Source organism: Nocardia sp. NBC_00416 (assembly GCF_036032445.1).
In the GTDB taxonomy this organism is placed as follows: Bacteria; Actinomycetota; Actinomycetes; order Mycobacteriales; family Mycobacteriaceae; genus Nocardia.
Map to the genome: position 1 here is coordinate 3,469,340 of NZ_CP107932.1, position 22,237 is coordinate 3,491,576.

Genomic DNA, 22,237 nt, shown 5'->3' on the forward strand with positions numbered 1-22,237 from the left:
TGAATGTCCGGTAACGCCGCGCGGGCGCGCCGCCGCTCCCGTGTCAGGCCGGGCAGGAACCGCCGGTGAACTCGCCCAGGTGCCGTTCGATCAGACCGGCCATCTCGTCGAGGAGGTTCATTCCGTCGGAGAAGGTGCCCGAATCCGGTTGCGCGGCAAGCGCGATCGCGACGGCGCCGCCGTTGGCCGGGACGAGCCCGAATTGGCGGACCAGATAGGCGCCGTCGGCGTTGGGACCCCAGCCGCCCTTGAACTCGGCGGCCTCGAATACCGACCCCAGACCCCACTGCTGATTCGCGCTCACCGAGCCCATCAGATCGACGACCTTGTCCGATCCCGGGATGCAAGGCAGTTTGGAGGCGAACCGCACCTGGTCGGCGAGCGACCATTCGGATTGGCCGAACGACGAATATTCGGACCGGCTGGGTTTCTCCTGGACCACGGTCGCGTTGTCGCCGCCTTCGCGCAGCACGGCCTGTACCGACAGGGCGGCTTCGCGCGGGGTGCCGAGCGAGGACCACAGGCTGTCCGCGGCGGAGTTGTCGGAGGCGGTGATGGCCGCCGACGTGGCGTAGGTCTGCCCGCCCGGGTTCTTCCGTTCGGCGGCCATGACCAGCGGAACCTTCATGGTCGACCAGGCGGGGCCGGTGGTCCAGTCTCCCAGGCCGACGAGTTGGTCACCGCCGACCGGCATGATCGCCAGACCGAGTTCGGACTTCTCGGACTGCTCCAGGACGGCGAAATCGGCGGCGAGGGTGCCGGGTATGGTGATCGACACCTGGCCGTCGGGCGCTTCGGCCGCCGCCTGGGTGATCGAGGTGGACAGCGGACGTTTTCCGGTGTCGGATCCGCAACCCGCGACCAGCGCCGCCACGAGTAGGCAGCCGGTGACCGCGAACAAGCGACGGAGCAGTGAGAGTTCCCGTTTCTTATCGGTCGACACTTCTCTCCGCATGGTTTTTGTGATCTCCCACAGTCCCGCTGATTCGTACCCGGTCGGAAAACCGTACTCCACGGCGACACTAGCCCGGCCCGGATCCGACCGCGAAATATGCGGCCGGAGTGCCGGTTACCCGCTGGTCAGCAGGTCAGTAGATATAGACGACAGCATTGTTGCCGCCCCGGCAGGTGACCACCTCGCCGGCGGCGACGCATTCGAGGGTGTAGGCCTGCCCGGTGACGGGGCTGACGGCCTCGACGGAGACCGGCTCTCCGTCCGCTGATCCGGCCGCGGGGTCGAGGTAGGCCTGCCGGACGGCTTCGGCGAATTCGCAACTCGTCACCCCGGTACCGGTTGCCGCCGAACCGTATTGGGCGGCGCCCTGGGTGGACGCGGAGCAGGGTTGCGCGTCGGCGGGCAGGTCGGGGCGGCCGGCGGTGGTCGTGGCGGAGGTGGTGGTGGTGGACGTCGTGGAGGTCGCGGACCGGGAGGACGTGGCCGTCGGCGATCCGGTCTGTGTGGCGGCCTGAGCGGCGGCCGGGCGAGTGGTGCCGGCGGCGCTGCTGGGCGCCGGATCGCCGGAACCGAGGAACCCGATACCGAGTACGGCGGCGATCACGACCACGGCGAAGACCCCGACGCCGGTCAGAATCGGCACGACCCTGGAGCGTTCGCCTCGGGGTGTGTTGTCGCGCTCGCGCCTGTTCGCGGCGTAACTGTCGCGGTATCCGGCCTCGTAGGCGGCGGCATACGGGTCTTCCGGCGGGGGTGGCGCCGCGGCGGGGGCCGGGTCTTCGGGGTGGTAACCGTATTCGTAGCGGCCGCCGACGCCGGGTGGGGTCGGGCTCGGGTCGTGGTAGCGCCCGGCGGGCTCGGCGTGGTCCTCGGGATTCGGCGGATATTGCTCGGCCGGCCGATAGGCGCGGGTCGGCTCCTCCGCGGAGTAGGCGGCCGCCGGGGGCGTCTCGTCCACCGGCTGGAAGACCCGGGTGGTCTCGTCGTCCCCCGGTAGCGGGTACCCGGCCTCACCGTAGATCCGGGTTGCCTGGTCGTGCGGGTAGAAATCCGCGACGGGCATTCCGCCGGTCGCCGGCCCCGAGTCGGGCAGTTGCGCCGGATCGGCGTCCGGGTGCAACTGCTGGTTCTGGTAGAGATGCGCGTCCGGGAACGGCCGGATACCGGAGGAGGGAACCTCGGGCGCCTCCGGTTCGTCCGGCGTGAACGGCGTGAACTCGAACTCGTGGGCGCGGACCGAGGTGGGGTCGCCGGGGATGATCGCGGGCAGCATGGTGGTGGGGTCCGCTGCGTCCTCGTCGCGCGGCAGCCGGACGACCAGCGTGGGTATACCGCCGGTCGGGGGCGCGGAAGGACTCGGCACCCCGGAGGTAGCGGCAGGTTCGCCAGGTGCGCTGCCGGGGTGTGGTGGACGCGCCGGGGAGTTCAGCGCGGCGCGGGCGGCGACAGCTAGGTCGCCCGCGGTAGCGAAACGATCATGCGGATCCTTGGCCATGCCACATGCGATCACATCGTCGAGGGCGGCCGGTAATCCGGTTCGCTGCACGCTTGCTCGCGGTGGCGGCTCGGCCAGATGGGACCGGATCAGCACACCCATGCTGCTCGCCGGGAACGGCGTCGCGCCGGTGAGGCATTCGTGCAGCACACAGGCGAGCGAGTAGATATCGGCGCGCGGGGTGACCGGGCCGCTGTCGAAGCGCTCCGGCGCCATGTACGTGTACGAACCGATCGCCACACCGGCCTGGGTCATCTCGGTATCGCTCTCGTGCCGGGCGATGCCGAAATCGGCGAGATAGGCGAAATCAGCGGAGGTGACGAGGATGTTCGCCGGTTTCACATCGCGGTGCACGAGACCGCCGTCGTGCGCGGCGTCCAGCGCGGCGGCGATCTGCTCGATCACCTCGACCGCGCGCTGCGGGCCCAGCGCACCCTCGGCCTGCAGAATCGCTCGCAGATCGCGGCCCTGCACCAGGCGCATATCGATGAACAGCCGACCATCGATGACACCCCAGTCGTGGATGGGGATGATATGGGGTTCGGCCAGCCGGGCCGCGACCTGCGATTCCCGGCGGAACCGGATCTGGTACTCGGGGTCGTCGGCGAGCGCGTCGGACAACAGTTTGAGCGCGACCATCCGCTCCTTGACCGTGTCGTAGGCCTCGTAGACCTCCCCCATTCCGCCTTGACCCAGCAGCGAAAGCAGCTCATAGGGACCGAACCATCTACCGACTCCGGAGCCAGGCGCCTGCACCCGTCCATCCTCTCCACGTCACGGGCGCCGTCTCACCTGGGCGCGGATCGCACCCGGGCTGCCCGTCAAACCTTGGATTGTCCAGGGGAGACCACACCGTGGTCAAACGCGTAGACGATGGCCGCGGCGCGGTCGCGCACGCCCAGCTTGGTGAAGATATGACCCACATGGGATTTCACCGTCACCTCGGAGATTCCGAGGGCGTGGGCTATCTCACTGTTGGCCGAACCGCGGCCGATGAGCGCCAGGACCTCGTGTTCCCGGGAGGTCAGATCGAGGACCACCGCCGGTGCGGCGGGGGCGGCCGCCGTACTGCGATAGGTGGACAGCACCCGGCCGGTCACGGAGGGATCGAGCCATGCGCCGCCGGCGGCGACGGTGCGAACGGCGCGGATCAGATCCTCGGCCGGGGAATCCTTGAGCAGGAATCCGGCCGCCCCGGCGCGCAGCGCACCGGACAGCAGTTGGTCGTCGTCGAAGGTGGTGAGGACGAGGACGGGCGGCTCCGGCGCGCGGGCCCGCAGCAGTCGGGTGGCCTCGATTCCGCCGACCCGTTTCATCCGCAGATCCATCAGGACGATATCGGGGGCCTGCGCGGCGACCGCGGCGAGCACTTCGTCGCCGTCGGCGCATTCGCTGATCCGGAAACCGTCCCGGCGGCGCAGGATGCGCCGCAGCCCGCCGCGGACGAGTTCCTGATCGTCGACGATCAGCACCTCCAGCGCGTCGGGGTCGGTTTCGGTGGCCCTGGTCATCGTTGCTCCTGTGCGCTCGCGGGCGCGTCCGCCCGATATCTCGCGACCTGCTGTCCGGTCATCACGACCCCTTCCCTGCGTGGTCCCGGCGGCGAGGCACCCGGCCGATTCGCGCGGAAGTACCCCTCATGTGGCCGGCCGCGGTTCGTCCCCGCGCCCGGACCGGGCGTCGTGCATGCCCATCAGGTCCGACAGCGGACAGTGGAAACCGGCCGCCGCGGCGTCGGAGTCGACGCCGGCCGGACGGTCGTGCAGCGGGAACTCGGCCCGCACGATCCAGCCGTCCGCGTCCGGCCCGATCCGGATACGGCCGCCGAGGCCGTCGGCGCGCTGCCGCATACCCGCGACCCCGGTCCCCGGCCCGAGCTGCGGGGGCAGGCCGCGGGGAATCGAATTGCGCACCCGTACGACCGCGGCGCCGGCGGCCACGTCCACACTCAGTTCGACATCCGCGCCCGGGGCGTGTTTGGCGATATTGGCCAGGGATTCCTGGCCGATGCGATAGAGCGCGAGCCCGACCGCCGCCGAGACGATACTCAGGTCGCCGGTGAAACGCCGGGTCACCAGGAGGCCGGCGTTGACGAAGTCGTCGACCAGCGCGGGGATATCACCGGCGCCCGGTTCCACCCCGGCCGCGGCAGGCGCCGAATCCAGCAGTCCGACCGTCCGCCGGATATCGGCCATGGCCTGGCGGCCCAGCCGTTCGGCGTCGACCAGCGCGTCCGCCGCCTCGTCCACGTCCCGGTCGCTGGTGAGAGCGTGCCGGGCGGCCGTCACGTGCAGCAGCGTCACGGTGAGCGAATGCGCGATGACATCGTGGACTTCGCGGGCGATCCGGTTCCGTTCCGCGGCCGCGGCCTGCGCGGCCCGGGCGTTCTGATTCTCGCGCTCCTGGTAGAGGAACAGCCGCTGATACTGCAGCATCACCCCCACCAGCCAGCCGAGCAGGATTCCCAGCGCGTACATCGGGACACCGGTGCGCAGGGAGTGGTCGCCCCACAGGCTCTGCCCGAGGAACGCGAAAACCAGCAGCTGGGTCACGGCCAGCAGGGCCAGCGGGATGCTCACCCGTTTGGGTGCGATCGCCGCGATCTCGGCGATCACCACCATCAGCGCGAAGGGGGCGAAATCGGAGTCCACCGGCTGCACGAAGAACAGGGCCGCGGCGACCATCGTGGCGGCGAACAGCGGCAGCGGTCGGGGCACGATTCCGAACAGCACGTAGGTCGGCACGGAGACGAACAGCAGCACCAGCGCGATCAGCGGTAGCGCGGTGGGGAAGTACTCGTGTCGCTGCAGGCAGGCGACCACGCCGATGACCAGGAAGGCCAGGTCGGTGAACACCACCACCTTCGGCGGGTAGTCGAACGGCAGTTCACGCAGTGGATGCGGAGCCCCGGGCAGCTTGCGCGCGGACCAGTCCCGCGTCCGTCGCCGGGTGCGCGCCCACCATCCCGGCACCGACCCGTCCCCGTGCGACGCCCGGCCCGGCCCGGACCGGGGCGTTTTCTCCGGGGCCCGGGCCCCGGGCGGTGCTACCCGCGAATCGGACCACGCGCCACTTTCCACCCGCCGCGTACGGTCCTCCGCGGCGCCGCCGAGTGTGAGGTGGCGCTCAGTCACCTGTCCAGGGTAAGCACCCCGGGCGCCGCCCGGCATCCTGCCGCGGCCGGTTCCCTGCTCCGACCACGGTAGGACAGATATTCACGCCCGCGGCACGACGTTCTACCGGCCGCGCGTTCGTAGCGTTGAACACGAACTCGCCGCACCGCCTCGGCCGACGAACACCAGGCCCCCTACCGGAAAGGGCTCGGATCATGTCTTGGAACGATCAGCACCTGCGCACCGAGATACTGCACACCGTTCTCGACCGCGCCGCCCACGACCCCGCTCGACCCGACCTCTTCGACGACATCCCGCACCTCGACCGATTGTTCGGCGGCCCCGACGGAGTACTTGCGGCGCTGCGTTATCGGTGGAACATTCATCTGGACGCCAAGCTGGAGCTCGACCCGGGCCGCTGCTGGACCGCCGCGGACGCCTATCTCGAACTGGCGGCCGAACAGCCCGTGCTGTGCGCGGTGCTCGACGCCCGGACGGCGTCGCCCGTGCCGGTGTCGTGAACCGCGCGGACCGAACGAATATCCGTGGAAGACGGGGGTGGCGATGACGCAGCCGGCCATGCTGGAACTCACCGACGTAGTGAAGGAATACCGAGTCGGCGACCAACCGGTGCGCGCACTCGACGGCATCGATCTGCGGCTGGGTACCGGGGAGTTCACCTCGGTGATCGGCCCGTCCGGGTCCGGCAAGAGCACCCTGCTGCACATGCTGGGCGCCCTGGACCGCCCCGATTCCGGCTCGATCCGTTTCCAGGGCGCCGAGATCGGCGATCTGGACGAGGAACGCCAGTCGGAGTTCCGGCGCCACCGGGTCGGATTCGTCTTCCAGTTCTTCAACCTGCTGCCCACGCTATCGGCCTGGGAGAACGTGGCGGTGCCGAAACTGCTGGACGGCACCGGGTTACGGAAGGCCAAGCCGCGGGCGCTGGAGCTGCTCGAACGGGTCGGCCTGGCGGCACGCGCCGACCACCGCCCGGCCGAACTGTCCGGCGGCCAGATGCAGCGGGTCGCGGTGGCCCGCTCGTTGATCATGAACCCGCCGCTCATCCTGGCCGACGAGCCGACCGGCAATCTGGATTCGAAAACCGGGTCCTCGATCCTCGAACTCCTCGCCGAAGTGGCGGAATCCGGGAACTCGGTGGTGATGGTGACCCATGATCGGGGCGCGGTGGACTACTGCGATCGAGTGGTCACACTCGGCGACGGACGCATCGGGTCCGACGAACGCACCGCGGCCGGGCGAACCGTCGACGCGTGAGCGGGCGGTCCGAATTCACAGCGGGGCGCTGGACCACCACTGTTGGATATCGCCGCGCGGCGCGGCGCCCCAGTGACGCACGAACAACAGCGAATTGCTGCGCGGTGAATCCACCCCCGACCCGAAACTGACCACCATGTTCGCGGTGGACCGGCCGCGGTCTCCGGGTTCTTCCCAGAAGTGCGCGGTATAGGGCTCACCGCTCTTCGCTCCGGCGACCGAATCGTGCGGCGGCAGACTCTCGAACACCTCGCGGGCGTCCTGCGCGTCCGGATAGGTGATGATCGTGTAGTCGAGCCGGGTGGTGTCCAGCGGCCGTTGCCGGCAATCCCAGATCGATTCCCAGGGACGAGCTTCCAACATATCGTCGAACACGGGCACCACATCGAGCACCGGGATCTGATCACCGGCTTCGTACAGGCTGCACATCGCGTCCTGATATCCGAACCCGTCCAGCTCCGATCCCTGAGGCAGCAGAGTGGGGAACAACCGCCGGGTCCGGTCGCCGGGTTCACCGCTGGGCGACCGGTCGGGACCGGATTCGCCCGGATCGGTGGTCCCGGTCGAGGTGCGCTCCAAGGTCGAGGTCCCGGGTGCGGCCGGGGCGTTGTCGGACGCGGACCCGTCGGTCCCCAAGATCACGAGCACACCCGCCAGGATCACGGCGAGGACGATCAACGGCACCAGAATCGCCACGGCGATCAACGGCGCGCGGCTGCGCCGCCGTACCGGCGCACCGGACTCGGGATGGTAGCCGTGATAACCGGGTCCGGCGAACCCGCCCGGCGGGGGTCCGTAACCGCCCCGGACCGCGGCACCGCGGTCGGCCTCCTGCTGTGGTGCGGCCTGAACGGGCAGACCTCCGGTGTGCTCGACGCCCGGCGCCACACCGGAACCGCCGGTCTGTTCCACGCCGGGACGGCCCACCGCGGCCGGCGGCGCGTGCACCACGGCCCGGCGCGCACCGGTGTGCTCGACCTCCCCGGGCCGGCCCTCGGCGCCGACCGGGGCGACGGATGAACTGCCGGTCTTGTCCATGGCGACCCCGGGCGCCGGGCTCCCGGGCGGAGTCGCCGACCCGGCGTGGGGCGCCACGGACCCGGAGTATCCGCTGTCGGGGAATAAGGGAGCCGTCCCCGCTCCCGCACCCTGCGGCGCGCCGGAACCGGCAGGCGCCGCCGGATATCCCGCCGCCGCACCGGGATACGCCGAACCCGGGCCGCTCGACTCGGTCGCCGGATAGTTCGGCGGCGGCGCGGTGAGCGCCTGGGCGGCGGCTGCCGCGAATTCGAGGCAGGTGCGGTACCGGTGCCCCGGATGTTTGGCCATCGCCTTGGCCAGCACCGGATCCAGCCCCGGCGGCAAGCCGGGTCGTTTCACGGCGAGCGGCGGCGGCGCGAGTTGCAGGTTGCCGTGGATGATGTCGGCGGGATTCGGCGAATCGAAAGGCGCCATACCGGTGAGCAGCCAGTACAGCGCGCACGCCAGCGAATACTGGTCCGAACGCCCGTCCATGTCGCCGCCGGTCATCTGCTCCGGAGAGGCGAAGGCGAGGGTCGCGGTGAACATTCCGGTCTGGGTCAGCCGGACCGTTTCCGCCCGTAATCGCGCCAATCCGAAATCGGTGAGGAAAACGCGTTCCCCCTGGCCGGGATTAGCGCGGGCGAGCAGAATATTCGACGGCTTCACATCACGGTGCAGAACACCCATACCGTGCGCGTAATCGAGCGCGTCGGCGACACCGTCGATGATCTGCACCGCCTTTTCCGGCGGCAGCGCGAGCGCGTTGACCGTACCGGCGTCGGCACCGTCGATGTACTGCATACACATCCACAGGTGATCGCCTTCGGCGCCGCGGTCGTACACCGTGACGATGCCGGGATGATCGAGCGCGGCCGCGAGATCGGCTTCCCGTTCGAACCGGGTACGGATGGCGGCGTCGGCGAAGAGTTCCGGTTTGAGCAGCTTCAATGCTGTCTGTTTCCCGAGCCGGGGATGGCGGGCCAGATATACGGCGCCCATTCCACCTTCGCCGAGCAATCGCTCGATGGTGAACCCGGCGAACACGTCACCGTTGTTGAGCAACACGACCCCCTTCAGGTGACCGACAGATTGGTGAGCCTACCGGGCAGAGGGCGCCGGTTCCGCCGTGACAACTCGAATCAGGGCACTTCATGGAAACTTGGCAGTCCGTTCAGCCGGGGGTGACCAAACCGGATTCATAGGCCAGCACCACGGCCTGCGCGCGATCGCGTAGATCCAATTTGGTGAAGACCTTCGAGACATGTGTTTTCACCGTCTGTTCGGCGATGAACAACGCCGTCGCGATTTCGGTATTCGACATACCGCGAGCGACGAGTTCCAGTATCTCGCGCTCGCGCGGGGTCAGCGACGACAGCGCCGGTGAAGGGGTGCGCCGCGCGGCGCGGCGCATGGTCACTTCCGCGATGAGCCGGCGGGTCACCGTCGGGGCGAGCAACGCCTCCCCCGCGGCGACCACCCGCACCGCGCGCACCAGTTCCTCGGCCGGGGCGTCCTTGAGCAGGAACCCGCTGGCGCCGAGCCCGAGCGCCTCGTACACGTAGTCGTCGATATCGAAGGTGGTGAGCATGAGCACCCGGGTCGGGGGGTCGAATCCGGCGGCGAGAATCGCGCGGGCCGCGTCCAGTCCGTTCATCTCCGGCATCCGCACATCCATCAGCACCACATCGGGCCGCAACCGCGCCGATTCGGCGACCGCCACTTTCCCGTTCGGCGCGTCGCCGACCACACTGATATCGGGTTGGGCGGCGAGCAATGCCCCGAATCCTTGCCGCACCATGGCCTGGTCGTCGGCGATCAACACGGTTATTGCCACGGCCCCAGCTTAATTCCCGATCGAATCGCACGTGTGCCGAGCGTCCGGCGGCGAAGGTTCCCGCCGGGATCGGTAGCGCCGGGGCCGGTACCGAAATCCCGGCGGCGGCGACGGAACCGGGACGGTCCGCTCAGATCACGGCCGAGTTCGCGCCGACCGGCAGCGGCATCGTGGCAGGTCCGAGCGGTAGGAGCGCGCGTACCCGGAAACCGCCGTCCGGGGTCGGCGTGGCGTCGAGGTGCCCGCCGACAGCGAGCGCCCGCGCCTGCATACCCGGAATACCGTGCCCGCCCGGTCCGGCGTGCGCCGTACTCGTACCCGCCGCGTTGACCACGATGAGCTCCACCGCGGTCGCGCAATCGACCGTCACGCGGACCGGAGCGCCCGGCGCATGCCGCCCGGCATTGGCCAGCGATTCCTGCACGATCCGGTACAGCGCCGAGCCGACAGTATCCGGAACCACCGCGAGGGTTCCCTCCACTGTCCAGGTGAGATCGACCCCGGCGCGGGCCGCGCCGACGAACAGCGCTTCCAGATCGGCGGCGGTCGGCTGCGGTGTGTGCTCGGCGAGCTGACCATCGCTGCGCAGCACCCCGAGCAGGCCGCGGATCTCGTTGAGCGCCTCACGCGCGGTGGCGCCGATCGATTCGAACTCCGCCCGCGCCGCGTCGTTCACACCGTCCACCCGGTACGGCGCGGTCTGCGCCTGCACCACCACCAGCGACATATGGTGTGCGACCACATCGTGCAGGTCACGCGCGATCCGCGCCTTCTCCTCGAGGATCGTGCGCCGGGCGCGTTCCAGATCGCTGACCTCGGTCTGCCGGTTCAGTTCGGAACGGGACCGGATCAGCGAGCGCAGCAGCAGCGCGACGAAGATCGATCCGCCCAGCGAGACCGGCCAGGCCCACGGGTCGGCGCCGACCCCCTCGGCCGACAGCGCCGCGCCCAGCAGCAGCGAGGTCGCCGCCCACACCACCGCGACCAGCTGCAACGGCGAACGCAGTGCCACCGCGAACACCAGGAAATACAGGGCGACGATATGCACCACCTGGAACGGAATCGCCTCCCCCGGCACGTTCGGCACCGCCAAAGCGATGAACAGCGCCGATCCGGCCGACACCGCCCAGCCCAACAGCGCGTTGGACCGCATCAGCAGGACCGGCAGCGCGGCCAACGCCGCGACGAGCGGCTGGATCGGCCAGGGCATCTGGTGGGTGAGGTGCAGGGTCGGCCACGCCACGGAGAACAGCACCAGCGCGGTGAAGGCCGAACCGGCGTCGAGCCACCAGCGCGACCCCAATCGGGTCATCAGGCCCCAGATACTGCGGTTCCGGGTACCCGGCTTCGCGACGCTCGTGTCGTTCATTCCCACGACACTAGGAACTCACGTCTCGGCGCACCTCATACCGTGGGGTGAATTACGGCCCGTACACCGGGTGTAGCGGCGGCCCGCTGTCGACTCGGGGGCCGGGCATCGAACCCCTCTCGAGCGGGACGGCCCGGACCGTTACCGATTCATAACGTCCTCGACCATGGCTGTCTCCAACAATGCCGCGCGCCACCGGGCCCGGCCGACCATCCGGGCCGTGCGACGCGCGGCGATCGCCGCGGCCGGGCTCGCCGGCGCGGTATCGCTGCTGTCGGCGCCCGCGGCCGATGCCGCCGGCCCCGCCCCGGCGGCGACTCCCGCCGCCGCGGCGGTGCGGGCGCTCACTTCGCCCGTGCCGGGGACCGACATCGATATTCCGGTCGATTTCCGCGCCGTCGCGGGGTATCGCCCGGCGCTGGTCGACGGATTGCTGGTGGCGCCGCACGGTTCGTGCTCCTCGCCGGTGCCGCTGCCGGTGGAATTCGAGACCGCTTGTCAAGCGCACGACCTGGGCTACGACCTGCTGCGTTACGCGGGTGAGCAGGGTTCGCCGCTCGGCCCGTGGGCGCGCCAGGAGCTGGACCGGGCGCTGGCCGAGCGGATGCACGCGGCCTGTACGCGGCGCGCCGCGCTACTGCCGCGTACCCGCTGTGACGCGATGGCGGAGGTGGCCGCCGTCGCGGTCGACCTCAACTCGATGCGGCAGGACTACGGCGTCCCGGTCGTCGAGGACTTCCCCGTCGCGGACACGGTCGCGGCCTGGCTGCCGCGAATATCCGCCGTGCTGTTGCTCGCGTTCGCGGCGCTGCTGCTCCGGCGCCGATCGGTGGCCGCGCCGCTGCTCCCATACCTTCCGCGCCGCCGCCCGGACCTCTCCTATGCCGTCACCACCGGGAGTTCTCATGTCTGACACCGTCACTACACCGGCCACGCCACGCGCCCCGCTGCTCGCCCGGGTCCACCGTGCCGTCGCTGCCCGGCTGACCTGGGAGTGGCCGCCTGTCCGGACGACTCTCGCGGTCGGCGTGGGCACCGCGATATCGCTGGCGCCGGGCCTGCTGCCGCGAACGGCCGCCGCCCAGTCCCTGCTCACTGTGCTGCTCGTCCTCCTGGGTCTCGGCGTCGCGCGACTCGTCCGGGTCGCCGCCGTCCGCGTCGCCGCCGGGGACGCCTACCCGAGCAGCGCCCGCACGCGGCGGCTGGTCTGCACTGCGACCGCGGCCGGTGTGCTGGGCGCGGCCGTATACGCCGGTGTCTGGCAGAACACGCTGCGATCGGCCATGGGCCGCGCACCGGCAGGACCCGGGTACTGGGCGTCCTGGCTCATCGGCTCGATACTGCTCTCGGTCGTGCTCGCGCTGGTCGCCATCGGGGTCGGCCGGGCGCTCCGGCGGATCGGCTGGTCCCGCTTGCTGGTGATGACCGTGGTCGCGGGGCTGCCGCTGGCTCTGTTCGGCATGCCCGCGGTAGTGGGCTGGGGCGACCAGGCCTACGCGGCGGCGAACGCCGCGGTGGATCCGAACCTGGTACAGCCGGTCACGATGACCCGCTCCGGCAGCACCGAATCGATGGTGAGCTGGTCCTCCCTGGGCCGCGAGGGGCAGCGGTTCGTCACCGCCGGCCCACCCGGCGCGGTACATGTGTACGTCGGACTCCGATCGGCGCCGGACCTCGCCGCGCGGGCGGACCTCGCCGTCCGGGAGCTGGAACGCGCGGGTGGTTTCGACCGGTCGCATCTGGTGGTGGCCGTCCCCACCGGCTCGGGGTGGGTCGACGCACGCGCGCTGCGTGGATTCGGTGACAGGTTCGGCGGGGACGTCGCGGTGGTCGCGTTGCAGTACTCCTACGCGCCGAGCTGGGCCACCTTCGTCTTCGGCCGCCACGCCGCCGCGGCGTCCGCGCAGGCATTGGTCGCGGCCGTCGAACAACGCCTCGCCACGATGGACCGGCCGCCACGGCTGTACCTCTATGGGCAGAGCCTGGGCGCACTAGGAGGTAGCGCGGTGTTCGCCGGGGCGGCCGACCAGAACCACCGGGTGTGTTCGGCGCTGTGGGCGGGGATGCCCGGCGGCGGCAGTCCCGCGCCCGGGTCGCGGACCGTGATGCTGGCCAACAGTTCCGATCCCGTGGTGCACTGGTCACTCGACCTGCTGTGGCGCCGGCCCGACCTGACGGCCGCCCGCCGTGACGCGCCCACCCCGCCCTGGCTGCCCGTGGCGAGCTTCGTACAGACCACCGCCGACCTCCTCGGCGCGCTCGGCGCTCCACCCGGGCACGGTCACCGCTACGACATCGATCAGGGCACGGCACTGCCCGACTGCACCCCAGCGCGGTGACTTTCGGCCGGTTCGGATCGCCCGGTTTGCCGGTCGGATGCGGGCGCCGGCGGCGGTGACGGCGGCCACCGGAGCCGGGACCTGCCGTGCGAACCCGGTACGGCACAGCGCTTAAGGTGTCCCATCATGGCTTCACCGAGTAAAGATCACCCGCGCCGGTCGCGGCGCGTGTTCCGGCGGATTTCGCTACCGGCGTTCATCGGCGCCGCGCTGTTCGGTTCGGTGATCACCGCGGTGCCGGCGCCGACCTCCGAGGCCGTCGGTATCGACGCGTCGGTGACGGCGCCCGCCGGATTGGCGGTGGCTGATCTGACCTCGGATGACTCGGTGACCGACGCGGCCTCGGCCATACCCCGTGATTTCGCGACCTACACCGGTTACGAACCCGTCGTCCGGCAGGGCGTGCTGGTGGCCCCGGACGGCAGCTGTTCGTCCCCGGTCGAGTTGCCCCCCGAATTCGATACCGCGTGCATGGCCCACGACCTCGGTTACGATCTGCTCCGCTATGCCGGCCGCACCGGCGCACCGCTCGGCCCCTGGGCACGGCAAGCCCTGGACCGGACGCTGAGCGTGCGGCTGCACCAGTCCTGCGACGCGCACAGCGAACCAGTGGTGCGCACGCGCTGCGAGACCCTCGCCGGGATCGCGGCGACCGCGGTGGAGCTGAATTCGCGACGTCAGCAGTACGGGGTTCCAGTGGTGGAGACATTCACACAGGTGGCGACCCATGCCGCGACCGAGCATCCGACCCGGCCCTGGTTGCTGCGCGCGGTCGCGCTCGGCCTGGCGGCGGTCGCGGCGCTGGTACTGGGGATGCGGCGGCTGCATCGGCGGGTTCGGCGGAACTCCGGCGACGTCGCCGCACGGTTCGGTCCCGTACGCGCGGGCCGCACCGCGCTGCCGCGACTGACGATGACACGCCTGCTGCTGCCCCGCGCGGGATCCCTGCCCGGTCTCATGACGCTGCCCTTTCCGGCGGACCCGCCCCCGCCGCCGAGTCCGCGACCGGCACCGGTCATCACCTCACCTTCGGCGACGGTGCCGAACCGCGGTTGACCTTACTTGAAACACGTTCTAGTTTTAGGGCGTGCTTGTTGTGGACGATGTTGTCGAGGTGGACGCCCCCACCACAGTGGTGTGGTCGGTCCTCACCGATTTCGCTCGGTACGGCGACTGGAATCCGTTCATCAGCCGCTGCCGCGCGGAACTGACCGTGGGCGCACCGATCGATATGCGAGTCCAGCAACTGCTGCCGCGGCCGATCCCCATGCGCGAATGGATCCGCAGCGTAACCCCCGGCCAGGAGTTCAGCTACGCCATGAAACCGCTCCCGCTCGGCGCGCTCCGCAGTAAACGCTCGCATACCGCGACCCCGCTGGCCGGCGACCGCAGTCTGTACGAATCGCATTTCGAACTCGACGGCTGGCTCGCTCCCCTGGTCGGATTGCTCTTCGGCCGCGGCTTCCGCCGCGGCTTCCCCGGGATGACCACCGCGGTAGCACGCGAAGCCGAACGCCTCCACTCCCGCTGAACCGCCGACCGTGCCCCACCGATATCGATGGCGGCGACCCGTTACCGGATCGCCGCCATCGATATCGGTCGAAACTCAGACGATAGCGCCGCGCGCCGCCTCATAGGCCGCGCCGACCCGGTACAACCGGTCGTCGGCCAGCGCCGGGGCCATGATCTGCAGGCCGACCGGCATCCCGTCGTCGCTGCTCAGACCGGACGGCACCGACATGGCCGGATGCCCGGCCAGGTTGGTCGGCAGCGTGCACAGGTCGGACAGGTACATCGCCAGTGGATCGTCGACCTTCTCGCCCAGCTTCCACGGAGTGAACGGACTGGTCGGCGAGACCAGCACGTCGACCTGCTCGTAGGCCTTGTCGAAATCGCGCGCGATCAGGGTGCGCACCTTCAGCGCCTGCCCGTAGTAGGCGTCGTAGTACCCGGCCGAGAGCGCGTAGGTGCCGATCATGATGCGCCGTTTGACCTCCGGGCCGAAACCGGCGGCCCGGGTGGCGGCCATGACCTGTTCGGCGCTGTGGTTGCCGTCGTCGGCGACCCGCAGGCCGTACCGCATGGCATCGAAGCGGGCCAGGTTGGACGAGACCTCGCTGGGCAGGATCAGGTAGTAGGACGCCAGGGCGTACTCGAAATGCGGGCACGACACCTCGACCACTTCGGCGCCCAGATCCTTCAGCACTCCTACCGCGGCGTCGAACGAGGCGAGCACGCCCTGCTGGTAGCTGTCGGAGTGCAGTTCTTTCACCACACCGATCTTCACTCCGCGCAGATCACCGGTCGCGCCCTGCCGGGCGGCGGCGACCACCGGCGGCACCGCGACGTCACGGGAGGTGGAATCGCGCGGATCGTGCCCGGCGATCACCTCGTGCAGCAGCGCGGTGTCCAGGACCGTCCGTCCGCACGGGCCGCCCTGGTCCAGCGAGGACGCGCAGGCGACCAGACCGTAGCGGGACACGGTCCCGTAGGTGGGCTTCGTGCCGACGGTGGCCGTGACCGCCGCCGGCTGCCGGATCGAGCCACCGGTGTCGGTGCCGATGGCCAGCGGCGCCTGATACGAGGCGAGTGCCGCCGCCGAGCCGCCGCCGGAACCACCGGGGATGCGGCTGGTGTCCCACGGGTTGCGGGTCGGACCGTAGGCCGAGTTCTCCGTGGAGGAACCCATCGCGAACTCGTCCATATTGGTTTTGCCGAGAATCGGGATACCGGCGGCACGCAGCCGCGTGGTCAGCGTGGCGTCGTAGGGGGCCACCCAGTTCTCGAGGATCTTGGACGCGCAGGTGGTGGGCATATCCGTGGTGGTGAACACGTCCTTGAGCGCCAGCGGCACCCCCGCCAGCGGCGACGCCGGCGCGTTCCCGCCGGCGAGCGCCGCGTCGACCTCGGCGGCGGCGGCCAGCGCCTGCTCACCCGCAACGTGCAGGAAGGCGTGATACTCGCCGTCGACCTCGGCGATCCGGTCCAGGTGCGCGCGAGTGACCTCGACCGAGGTCACCTCACGACCGTGGATCTTGCCCGCGAGTTCGGCCGCGCCGAGACTCGTCAGTTCACCGGCGCTCATTCCGACTCCCCCAGGATCTGTGGAACCAGGAACCGCTGGTCCTCGGCGGCGGGCGCACCGGACAGCGCCTGGCCCGGAGTCAGCCCGGGACGCACCTCGTCGGGACGGGTCACGTTCGTCACCGGATCCGGCGACGACGTGGCCGGCACATCGGCGGCGGCGACCTCGGAGATGGTCCGCACATGGCTGAGGATCGAATCCAGCTGCCCGGCGAACTGATCGAGTTCGGCTTCGGACAGTGCGAGCCTGGACAACCGGGCGAGGTGTGCGACCTCGTCGCGGGAGATGGCGGTCACCGCGAACCCCTTTCGGCGATAGTTTGGACTGCGGATCACAAGCAACGAACAGCCTAGTGGTGTGGTCGGACCGGGTCGGTCGGCAGCCCGCGCACGTCTCTCGGGCCGCGGCGCGCGCACCGGCCGCGCGCGTGCGGCCCCGGCCTCGGCGAGGTGTCATCGGGCCGCCGGGAAGGCCGCTCTGCAGGCTCGACAGATTCGAAACCCATACATTTCACACTGCCCGCGACCTGTGTACCCTGGGCGGCACGCATAATTCGAGTCGATAACCGTGCCTAATGGGTGTAAGGATGGGCAGACCGGGTATTCGTTCAGAGCCTCGGCCGCTGAAGGAAAGGGAAACGCACGTGTCTTATCTGCTCCGCGTGCAACTTCCGGATCGTCCGGGAAGCCTCGGGTCACTAGCCGTGGCGCTGGGAACCGTCGGCGCCGACATCCTCTCGCTGGATGTGGTGGAGCGCGGCGCCGGATTCGCGGTCGACGACCTGGTGGTCGAGATCGCCCCGAACGCGCTTCCCGACACCCTCATCACCGCCGCGGAATCACTCAGCGATGTGCGAGTCGATTCCATCCGGCCCTATTCCGGGGTACTCGACACCCACCGGGAGCTCGAACTCATCGATAACGTGGCCAATGCCCGCGACGACCGGTTGCAGGTGCTGGTCGACGGGGTGCCCCGCGTGCTCCGGGTGGGCTGGAGCACCGTGCTCGATATGGGACCGCACGGCGCCTACCGGGTGGTCGGCAGCCAGAGCGCGCCACAGACCCAGGCGGGGTCGGTGCCCTGGATGCCGCTACAGAAGCCGATCGCGCTCGACGGGAACGCGGATTGGGTGCCCGAGATCTGGCGCGATATGGATACGAAACTGGCCGCGGCGCCGCTGGGACCTTCCAGCCAGGCACTGCTGCTGGGACGTCCCGGCGGACCCGATTTCCGGCCGTCGGAGATCGCGCGCCTGGGCTACCTGGCCGGTATCGTCGCCACCGTTCTGGGCTGAACCATCCGCGGCGCCCGCAGCCGATTCGACCCGGTGACGGCTACTTGCCGGCACCCGGCTCGACGATCCGCCATTTATCGGGTTTGCCCGGCGGGTAGGCGACCGTGAGGGTATCGCCGACCGCCGGCCAGTAGGCGGCGTCCCAGACCATGCGCCCGTACACCACCTTGCCCGGCTCGGACGGACCGGACAGGTTCCCGGTGACCGTGACGAACTGTTCGCCCATCGCCTCGGGGCGCGGGCTCACTCCCGTGAGATAGAGCGAACCGATCTCGGCGTCCGCGGGCAGCGCACCGCCGCCCCGTCGCCCGCGGAACACGAGCACGAGCATTCCCGCCAGTGCGGCCACCATGATCACCAGCATCGCCAGTTCGAACACCCCACCATGCTAGGCCCCCGGACACACCACGGCGCCCGACGCTCTCGACGCCACGGTCACGAACCGGCGGCTGGTTCCAGCGCTCGATCCACCCCGCCCGCCGACCGAGCGTGCGACGCCACAGCCGAACCGCGCCGCACCGGTGGATTGTTCGCGCGAATGATCCTGCGACGTCGAAACATCGGCCGACGCCACCGCGGACAGTCACTTCTGCGTGTCGCGCCCCCCGGCGCATGAGTCGGGCGGGACGGGGTATTTCACTTCCACCGGACATGGAAGGAAGCGATCGACATGCCGGAATCTTCGATTCGAGCAGGTGCAATGGGCAGCCGAGTAGTGAGCCTCGTAATACTGGTCTGGTTCGTGGCGGGGATCATCGCCGCCTGGCAACGGGGCTATTTCAACGACCCACCGGAAGAATGCTCCCACTTCGCGACGCTGGCGGTCACCGTGGTCTCCGGCCCCCTCAATTACATGGGCCTCAACCCGCGGATGGGATGCACGCTGCCCGAACCCAGCAAATAGACCGGAATCCCGGCCGCCGCAACGGCGGCCGGGATCAGGCAGGCGCCAGGGCGCCGGCGCCGCTGTCCGAGCGCCGCACCGTCCAGACACTGGTGCGGGTGCGCGGCGAACGACCGTTACCCCGGTCCACGAGTGCACGATTGCCGGTGGTGTACACGAGTTGCGCACCGCGCGTATTGGTTTCCGGGTTCTGGAACAGCTGCACGAGACGGTCGGCCTCCTCCACCGTCAGCTGCGTGCCGATATCGTCGACCACGAGCACTTTTCCCGCGTCGAGCGCGTCGAGCAGTACCGGCAGCAGCCGCAGCAGCGCCAGGGTGGCCGACGATTCCTCGGCCAGGGTGAACACGGGCTCCACACCGGTGTGCACCAACCGCAGACCGACTCCGCGCCGCGTGACCATCCGGGTGTAGAGCGCGTCGCGGGCATTGCGCATATTCGTGAGCTCACGCGCCAGCTGGATTTCGGTCAGTCCGCTGTCCTGTTCCAGCTGGGCCGCATAGGCCGCCGACGCGGCCGCACGGTCGGTCTGGTCGCCCAGCGCCGCGATATCGGCGTCGAGATCGCGCAGATAGTCGGCGTATCCGGGATCGTTCTGGGCGATGAGCAGATCGATGATCCCGAGATCGGCGGACTGCAGCAGGGTCAGCAGGCGGGCGGCGTTCTCGGTCGATCGGGACAGATGCGAACCCACCCGCGATTCGATCGACTCCAGATCACCGGTGCCGCGCAATACCTCGAGCATGGTCTCGAACCATCGATACGCCGGCACCAGCGCCTCGGCGTACATCTGCCCGGCCAGGCTCAACAGCAACGCGTTCGGCCGCACCAGTGGCGCCAGCGCGGTGATACCGAACCGAGACGGCTCGAACATCGGCCCGACCCGGACCGTCTCCTCTTCACGCTCGAACACGATCCGCTTCCGGGACCGGGGATGACTGTAGAGCCATTCGGCCGCGACATCGGCGGCGCCCAACCGGAACCCGTAGGTGTACGGGATGCCCTCGGCGACGAAGACCGCCTCGAATTCGGTCGGCCGTTCCGGGTGGCCCAGATGCGGCGTCCGCACCGGGCCGGCGTAGGGGTCCCAGCCGGTGACCGAATGCAGTACCGCGTCCCGCATATGTCCCACGGCGTCGACCAGATTCGATTTACCGGCGGCCGGGCCGCCGTGCACCGCGGTCACCGGCACCGCCACCGGCGTGGCGGCACCCCGGGTCAACCGCAATTCCTGTGGATCGGCCAGCGATTTGTGGTTGGACACCCGAAAACTGCGCAGCATCCCGCCATCCTGCCGTGTCCGGCCACGATGCCGCAGTACCGGGACCCGGCGGTGTCGCGGACCCGCTGCTCGGGCGGACAGAGCCGCCCGTCCGTAAGCGGGCCGGCTACTTGCCCGGGTCCGGCTCCACGGATTGCTCCGCCGCCGCGCGCACCGCCTCCGGACCGGATTCGAGCAGCGCCCGGAAACCGTCCTCGTCCAGGATCGGGACGCCGAGCTCTTCGGCCTTGTCGGCCTTGGTACCCGGGGACTCACCGATCACCACGAACGCCGTCTTCTTCGATACCGACCCGGCCGCCTTCCCGCCCCGCTGCAGAATCGCCTCCTTGGCGCCGTCGCGGGAGAACCCCTCCAGCGATCCGGTCACCACGATCGACAGACCTTCCAGTGTGCGCGGAATCAACTCGTCGCGTTCGTCGGCCATCCGCACTCCCGAGGCGCGCCATTTGTCGACGATCGCGCGATGCCAGTCCACCGCGAACCATTCCGCGACAGCGGTGGCGATCGTCGGCCCGACTCCCTCGGCGGCCGCCAATTCCTCCAGCGACGCCTGTTCGATCCGTTCGAGGCTGCCGAATTCGGTTGCCAGCGCCCGTGCGGCGGTCGGGCCGACATGCCGGATGGACAGTCCGACCAGCACCCGCCACAGCGGACGGTCCTTGGCGGCGGCGAGATTGTTCAGCAGGCGGGTGCCGTTGGCCGAGAGACTGCCGTTCTTGTTCACGAACAGCGAGGTGTGCTGCAACCGGTCGGCGTCGAGATCGAAGAGATCGCCCTCGTCGGTGATCGCGCCGGAGTTCAGCAGCGCGACCGCCGCCTCGTACCCCAGTGCCTCGATATCGAAGGCGCCCCGGCCCGCCACATGGAACACCCGCTCGCGCAGCTGTGCGGGGCAACGGCGCTGGTTGGGGCAGCGGATATCGGCGTCGCCCTCTTTTTCGTAGGCGAGTTCGGTACCGCATTCGGGGCAGTGGGTCGGCATCACGAAGGCGCGTTCGTCACCGGTGCGGGCGTCCACCACCGGACCCAGCACCTCCGGGATCACGTCACCGGCTTTTCGGATGGTGACCGTATCCCCGATCAGCACCCCTTTGCGCACCACTTCGGCCGCGTTGTGCAGAGTCGCCATGGCGACCGTGGATCCGGCGATCACCACCGGCCGCATCACCGCGAACGGCGTGACCCGCCCGGTACGACCGACATTCACCGCGATATCGCGGAGCTCGGTGGTGGCTTCCTCGGGCGGGTATTTGTAGGCGATCGCCCAGCGCGGCGCCCGTGAGGTCGAGCCGAGCCGCCGTTGCAACGACAGTTCGTCGACCTTGACCACCAGACCGTCGATCTCGTGCTCGATATCGTGCCGGTGCTCGGCCCAGTAGGTGATCCGTTCGAGCACGGCGTCGACCCCGCTCACCAGCGTGGTGTGCGCGGAGACCGGTAATCCCCAGGCGGCCAGCGCCCGGTATGCCTCGTGCTGGGACCGCGGCGTATAGCCCTCGGTCCGCCCGAGCCCGTGGCAGATCATGCGCAGCCGCCGCCGCGCGGTGACCGCCGGGTCCTTCTGCCGCAGCGACCCGGCCGCGGTATTGCGCGGATTCGCGTACGGCGGTTTGCCCTCGGCGACTATCGCGGCGTTCAGCGTTTCGAAATCCTCCAGCCGGAAGTACACCTCCCCGCGCACTTCCAGCAGTTCCGGTACCGGGAATTCCGTATCCGCGTTCAGCTCCCCCGGGATGTCGTCGATGGTCCGGGCGTTGAGCGTGACGTCCTCGCCCGTTCGCCCGTCGCCCCGGGTCGCGCCGCGTTCCAGTTTCCCGTTGCGGTACACCAGGTTCAACGCCACCCCGTCGATCTTCACCTCGCACAGATAGTGCAGATCGGGCCCGGTCTCCTCCTCGACCCGGGCCACCCAGGCCCGCATATCCGCCGCGGAGAACGCGTTGTCCAGCGAGAGCATCCGCTCGAGATGGTCCACCGCGGTGAAATCGGTGGCGAAACCGCCGCCCACCAGCTGCGTCGGCGAATCGGGAGTGCGCAGGTCGGGGTATTGCTCCTCCAGCGCCAGCAGCTGCTGGAACAGCTTGTCGAATTCCCCGTCGGAGATGATCGGCGCATCCCGTACGTAGTACCGGAATTGATGCTCGCGCACGGTATCGGCGAGTTCCTGCCAGCGCACACGCTCCGCGCCGGCAGCCGGCGCGGGAGCCGTTTCTCCGTGGGAGGTATCCCGTTCGGTGGGGCTTGCGGTCTCACTCACATCTGGCAC

At 69.6% G+C, this 22,237-nt stretch carries 20 protein-coding genes; 8 read left to right on the forward strand and 12 right to left on the reverse strand.

All coding sequences use genetic code 11. The annotated features are described in order from the left end of the window. Positions 1-43: 43 nt before the first annotated feature. The 4 genes from OG804_RS14605 to OG804_RS14620 all read right to left on the reverse strand — a co-directional run bounded on the left by OG804_RS14605 (position 44) and on the right by OG804_RS14620 (position 5,584). Complete coding sequence (locus OG804_RS14605; protein WP_328397796.1) at positions 44-943, reverse strand: hypothetical protein; 900 nt, start codon at positions 941-943, stop codon at positions 44-46. 145 nt (positions 944-1,088) lie between these two features. Then, on the reverse strand, positions 1,089-3,206 hold the full coding sequence (locus tag OG804_RS32345) for a protein kinase domain-containing protein (RefSeq protein WP_442941834.1): 2,118 nt from the start codon (positions 3,204-3,206) through the stop codon (positions 1,089-1,091). A 65-nt stretch (positions 3,207-3,271) separates the two neighbouring features. Beyond that, positions 3,272-3,961 carry a response regulator transcription factor gene (locus tag OG804_RS14615; RefSeq protein ID WP_328397798.1) on the reverse strand — a complete coding sequence of 230 codons (690 nt, stop codon included), beginning with the start codon at positions 3,959-3,961 and terminating at the stop codon, positions 3,272-3,274. Between the two features lie 126 nt (positions 3,962-4,087). Beyond that, positions 4,088-5,584: a sensor histidine kinase gene (locus OG804_RS14620; protein ID WP_328397800.1), complete on the reverse strand. Its 1,497-nt coding sequence runs from the start codon at positions 5,582-5,584 to the stop codon at positions 4,088-4,090. Positions 5,585-5,778: 194 nt separating this feature from the next. Here OG804_RS14620 and OG804_RS14625 point away from each other — a divergent pair, with 194 nt between their 5' ends. Together OG804_RS14625 and OG804_RS14630 are read left to right on the forward strand one after the other, a co-directional pair. Next, a complete protein-coding gene (locus OG804_RS14625; RefSeq protein ID WP_328397802.1) occupies positions 5,779-6,084 on the forward strand; it encodes a hypothetical protein in 306 nt (101 codons plus the stop codon). A gap of 43 nt (positions 6,085-6,127) precedes the next feature. Continuing rightward, positions 6,128-6,841 (forward strand): ABC transporter ATP-binding protein, encoded by a 714-nt coding sequence (locus OG804_RS14630; RefSeq protein WP_328397804.1) that lies wholly within the window; start codon positions 6,128-6,130, stop codon positions 6,839-6,841. A gap of 15 nt (positions 6,842-6,856) precedes the next feature. On the opposite strand, the gene OG804_RS14635 is transcribed toward OG804_RS14630, so the two are convergent. The 3 genes from OG804_RS14635 to OG804_RS14645 form a co-directional block, all read right to left on the reverse strand. Continuing rightward, on the reverse strand, positions 6,857-8,926 hold the full coding sequence (locus OG804_RS14635; RefSeq protein ID WP_328397806.1) for a serine/threonine-protein kinase: 2,070 nt from the start codon (positions 8,924-8,926) through the stop codon (positions 6,857-6,859). A 109-nt stretch (positions 8,927-9,035) separates the two neighbouring features. Next, a complete protein-coding gene (locus tag OG804_RS14640; RefSeq protein ID WP_328397808.1) occupies positions 9,036-9,698 on the reverse strand; it encodes a response regulator transcription factor in 663 nt (220 codons plus the stop codon). A 130-nt stretch (positions 9,699-9,828) separates the two neighbouring features. Continuing rightward, positions 9,829-11,067, reverse strand: coding sequence for a sensor histidine kinase (locus OG804_RS14645; RefSeq protein WP_328397810.1), 1,239 nt, complete (start codon positions 11,065-11,067; stop codon positions 9,829-9,831). 166 nt (positions 11,068-11,233) lie between these two features. On the opposite strand from OG804_RS14645, the gene OG804_RS14650 reads away from it, so the two are divergent. The 4 genes from OG804_RS14650 to OG804_RS14665 all read left to right on the forward strand — a co-directional run bounded on the left by OG804_RS14650 (position 11,234) and on the right by OG804_RS14665 (position 14,937). Continuing rightward, on the forward strand, positions 11,234-11,980 hold the full coding sequence (locus OG804_RS14650; protein ID WP_328397812.1) for a hypothetical protein: 747 nt from the start codon (positions 11,234-11,236) through the stop codon (positions 11,978-11,980). After that, a complete protein-coding gene (locus tag OG804_RS14655) occupies positions 11,973-13,406 on the forward strand; it encodes an alpha/beta-hydrolase family protein (RefSeq protein ID WP_328397814.1) in 1,434 nt (477 codons plus the stop codon). Before OG804_RS14650 ends, OG804_RS14655 begins: the two co-directional genes overlap by 8 nt. Before the next feature lie 126 nt (positions 13,407-13,532). Continuing rightward, a complete protein-coding gene (locus OG804_RS14660) occupies positions 13,533-14,462 on the forward strand; it encodes a hypothetical protein (protein WP_328397816.1) in 930 nt (309 codons plus the stop codon). A 31-nt stretch (positions 14,463-14,493) separates the two neighbouring features. Next, positions 14,494-14,937 (forward strand): SRPBCC domain-containing protein, encoded by a 444-nt coding sequence (locus OG804_RS14665; protein ID WP_328397818.1) that lies wholly within the window; start codon positions 14,494-14,496, stop codon positions 14,935-14,937. Positions 14,938-15,012: 75 nt separating this feature from the next. Here OG804_RS14665 and gatA read toward each other — a convergent pair whose 3' ends face one another. After that, positions 15,013-16,491, reverse strand: coding sequence for an Asp-tRNA(Asn)/Glu-tRNA(Gln) amidotransferase subunit GatA (gene gatA / locus OG804_RS14670; protein ID WP_328397820.1), 1,479 nt, complete (start codon positions 16,489-16,491; stop codon positions 15,013-15,015). After that, a complete protein-coding gene (gatC, locus tag OG804_RS14675) occupies positions 16,488-16,787 on the reverse strand; it encodes an Asp-tRNA(Asn)/Glu-tRNA(Gln) amidotransferase subunit GatC (RefSeq protein WP_328397822.1) in 300 nt (99 codons plus the stop codon). Before gatC ends, gatA begins: the two co-directional genes overlap by 4 nt. 347 nt (positions 16,788-17,134) lie before the next feature. Here gatC and OG804_RS14680 point away from each other — a divergent pair, with 347 nt between their 5' ends. Further along, positions 17,135-17,785, forward strand: a complete 651-nt coding sequence (locus OG804_RS14680) for an amino acid-binding protein (RefSeq protein ID WP_328397824.1) — start codon at positions 17,135-17,137, stop codon at positions 17,783-17,785. A 40-nt stretch (positions 17,786-17,825) separates the two neighbouring features. Here OG804_RS14680 and OG804_RS14685 read toward each other — a convergent pair whose 3' ends face one another. Continuing rightward, the gene (locus tag OG804_RS14685; RefSeq protein WP_328397826.1) at positions 17,826-18,164 is read right to left on the reverse strand and encodes a hypothetical protein; all 339 of its coding nucleotides are present in this window, start codon (positions 18,162-18,164) and stop codon (positions 17,826-17,828) included. Positions 18,165-18,485: 321 nt separating this feature from the next. Between OG804_RS14685 and OG804_RS14690 the strand changes: the two genes are divergently transcribed. After that, complete coding sequence (locus OG804_RS14690) at positions 18,486-18,689, forward strand: hypothetical protein (RefSeq protein ID WP_328397828.1); 204 nt, start codon at positions 18,486-18,488, stop codon at positions 18,687-18,689. A gap of 34 nt (positions 18,690-18,723) precedes the next feature. On the opposite strand, the gene OG804_RS14695 is transcribed toward OG804_RS14690, so the two are convergent. Further along, complete coding sequence (locus OG804_RS14695; RefSeq protein ID WP_328397830.1) at positions 18,724-19,971, reverse strand: AAA family ATPase; 1,248 nt, start codon at positions 19,969-19,971, stop codon at positions 18,724-18,726. Between the two features lie 106 nt (positions 19,972-20,077). After that, complete coding sequence (gene ligA / locus OG804_RS14700; RefSeq protein ID WP_442941878.1) at positions 20,078-22,147, reverse strand: NAD-dependent DNA ligase LigA; 2,070 nt, start codon at positions 22,145-22,147, stop codon at positions 20,078-20,080. Positions 22,148-22,237 lie beyond the last annotated feature (90 nt).

What these genes read in the sequence shown, in the direction of transcription:
- OG804_RS14615 (WP_328397798.1), bottom strand. Translation starts at nt 3,961, where the DNA reads ATGACCAGGGCCACCGAAACCGACCCCGACGCGCTGGAGGTGCTGATC.
- OG804_RS14625 (WP_328397802.1), top strand. Translation starts at nt 5,779, where the DNA reads ATGTCTTGGAACGATCAGCACCTGCGCACCGAGATACTGCACACCGTT.
- OG804_RS14630 (WP_328397804.1), top strand. Translation starts at nt 6,128, where the DNA reads ATGACGCAGCCGGCCATGCTGGAACTCACCGACGTAGTGAAGGAATAC.
- OG804_RS14645 (WP_328397810.1), bottom strand. Translation starts at nt 11,067, where the DNA reads ATGAACGACACGAGCGTCGCGAAGCCGGGTACCCGGAACCGCAGTATC.
- OG804_RS14650 (WP_328397812.1), top strand. Translation starts at nt 11,234, where the DNA reads ATGGCTGTCTCCAACAATGCCGCGCGCCACCGGGCCCGGCCGACCATC.
- OG804_RS14655 (WP_328397814.1), top strand. Translation starts at nt 11,973, where the DNA reads ATGTCTGACACCGTCACTACACCGGCCACGCCACGCGCCCCGCTGCTC.
- OG804_RS14660 (WP_328397816.1), top strand. Translation starts at nt 13,533, where the DNA reads ATGGCTTCACCGAGTAAAGATCACCCGCGCCGGTCGCGGCGCGTGTTC.
- gatA (WP_328397820.1), bottom strand. Translation starts at nt 16,491, where the DNA reads ATGAGCGCCGGTGAACTGACGAGTCTCGGCGCGGCCGAACTCGCGGGC.
- OG804_RS14690 (WP_328397828.1), top strand. Translation starts at nt 18,486, where the DNA reads ATGGGCAGCCGAGTAGTGAGCCTCGTAATACTGGTCTGGTTCGTGGCG.
- OG804_RS14695 (WP_328397830.1), bottom strand. Translation starts at nt 19,971, where the DNA reads ATGCTGCGCAGTTTTCGGGTGTCCAACCACAAATCGCTGGCCGATCCA.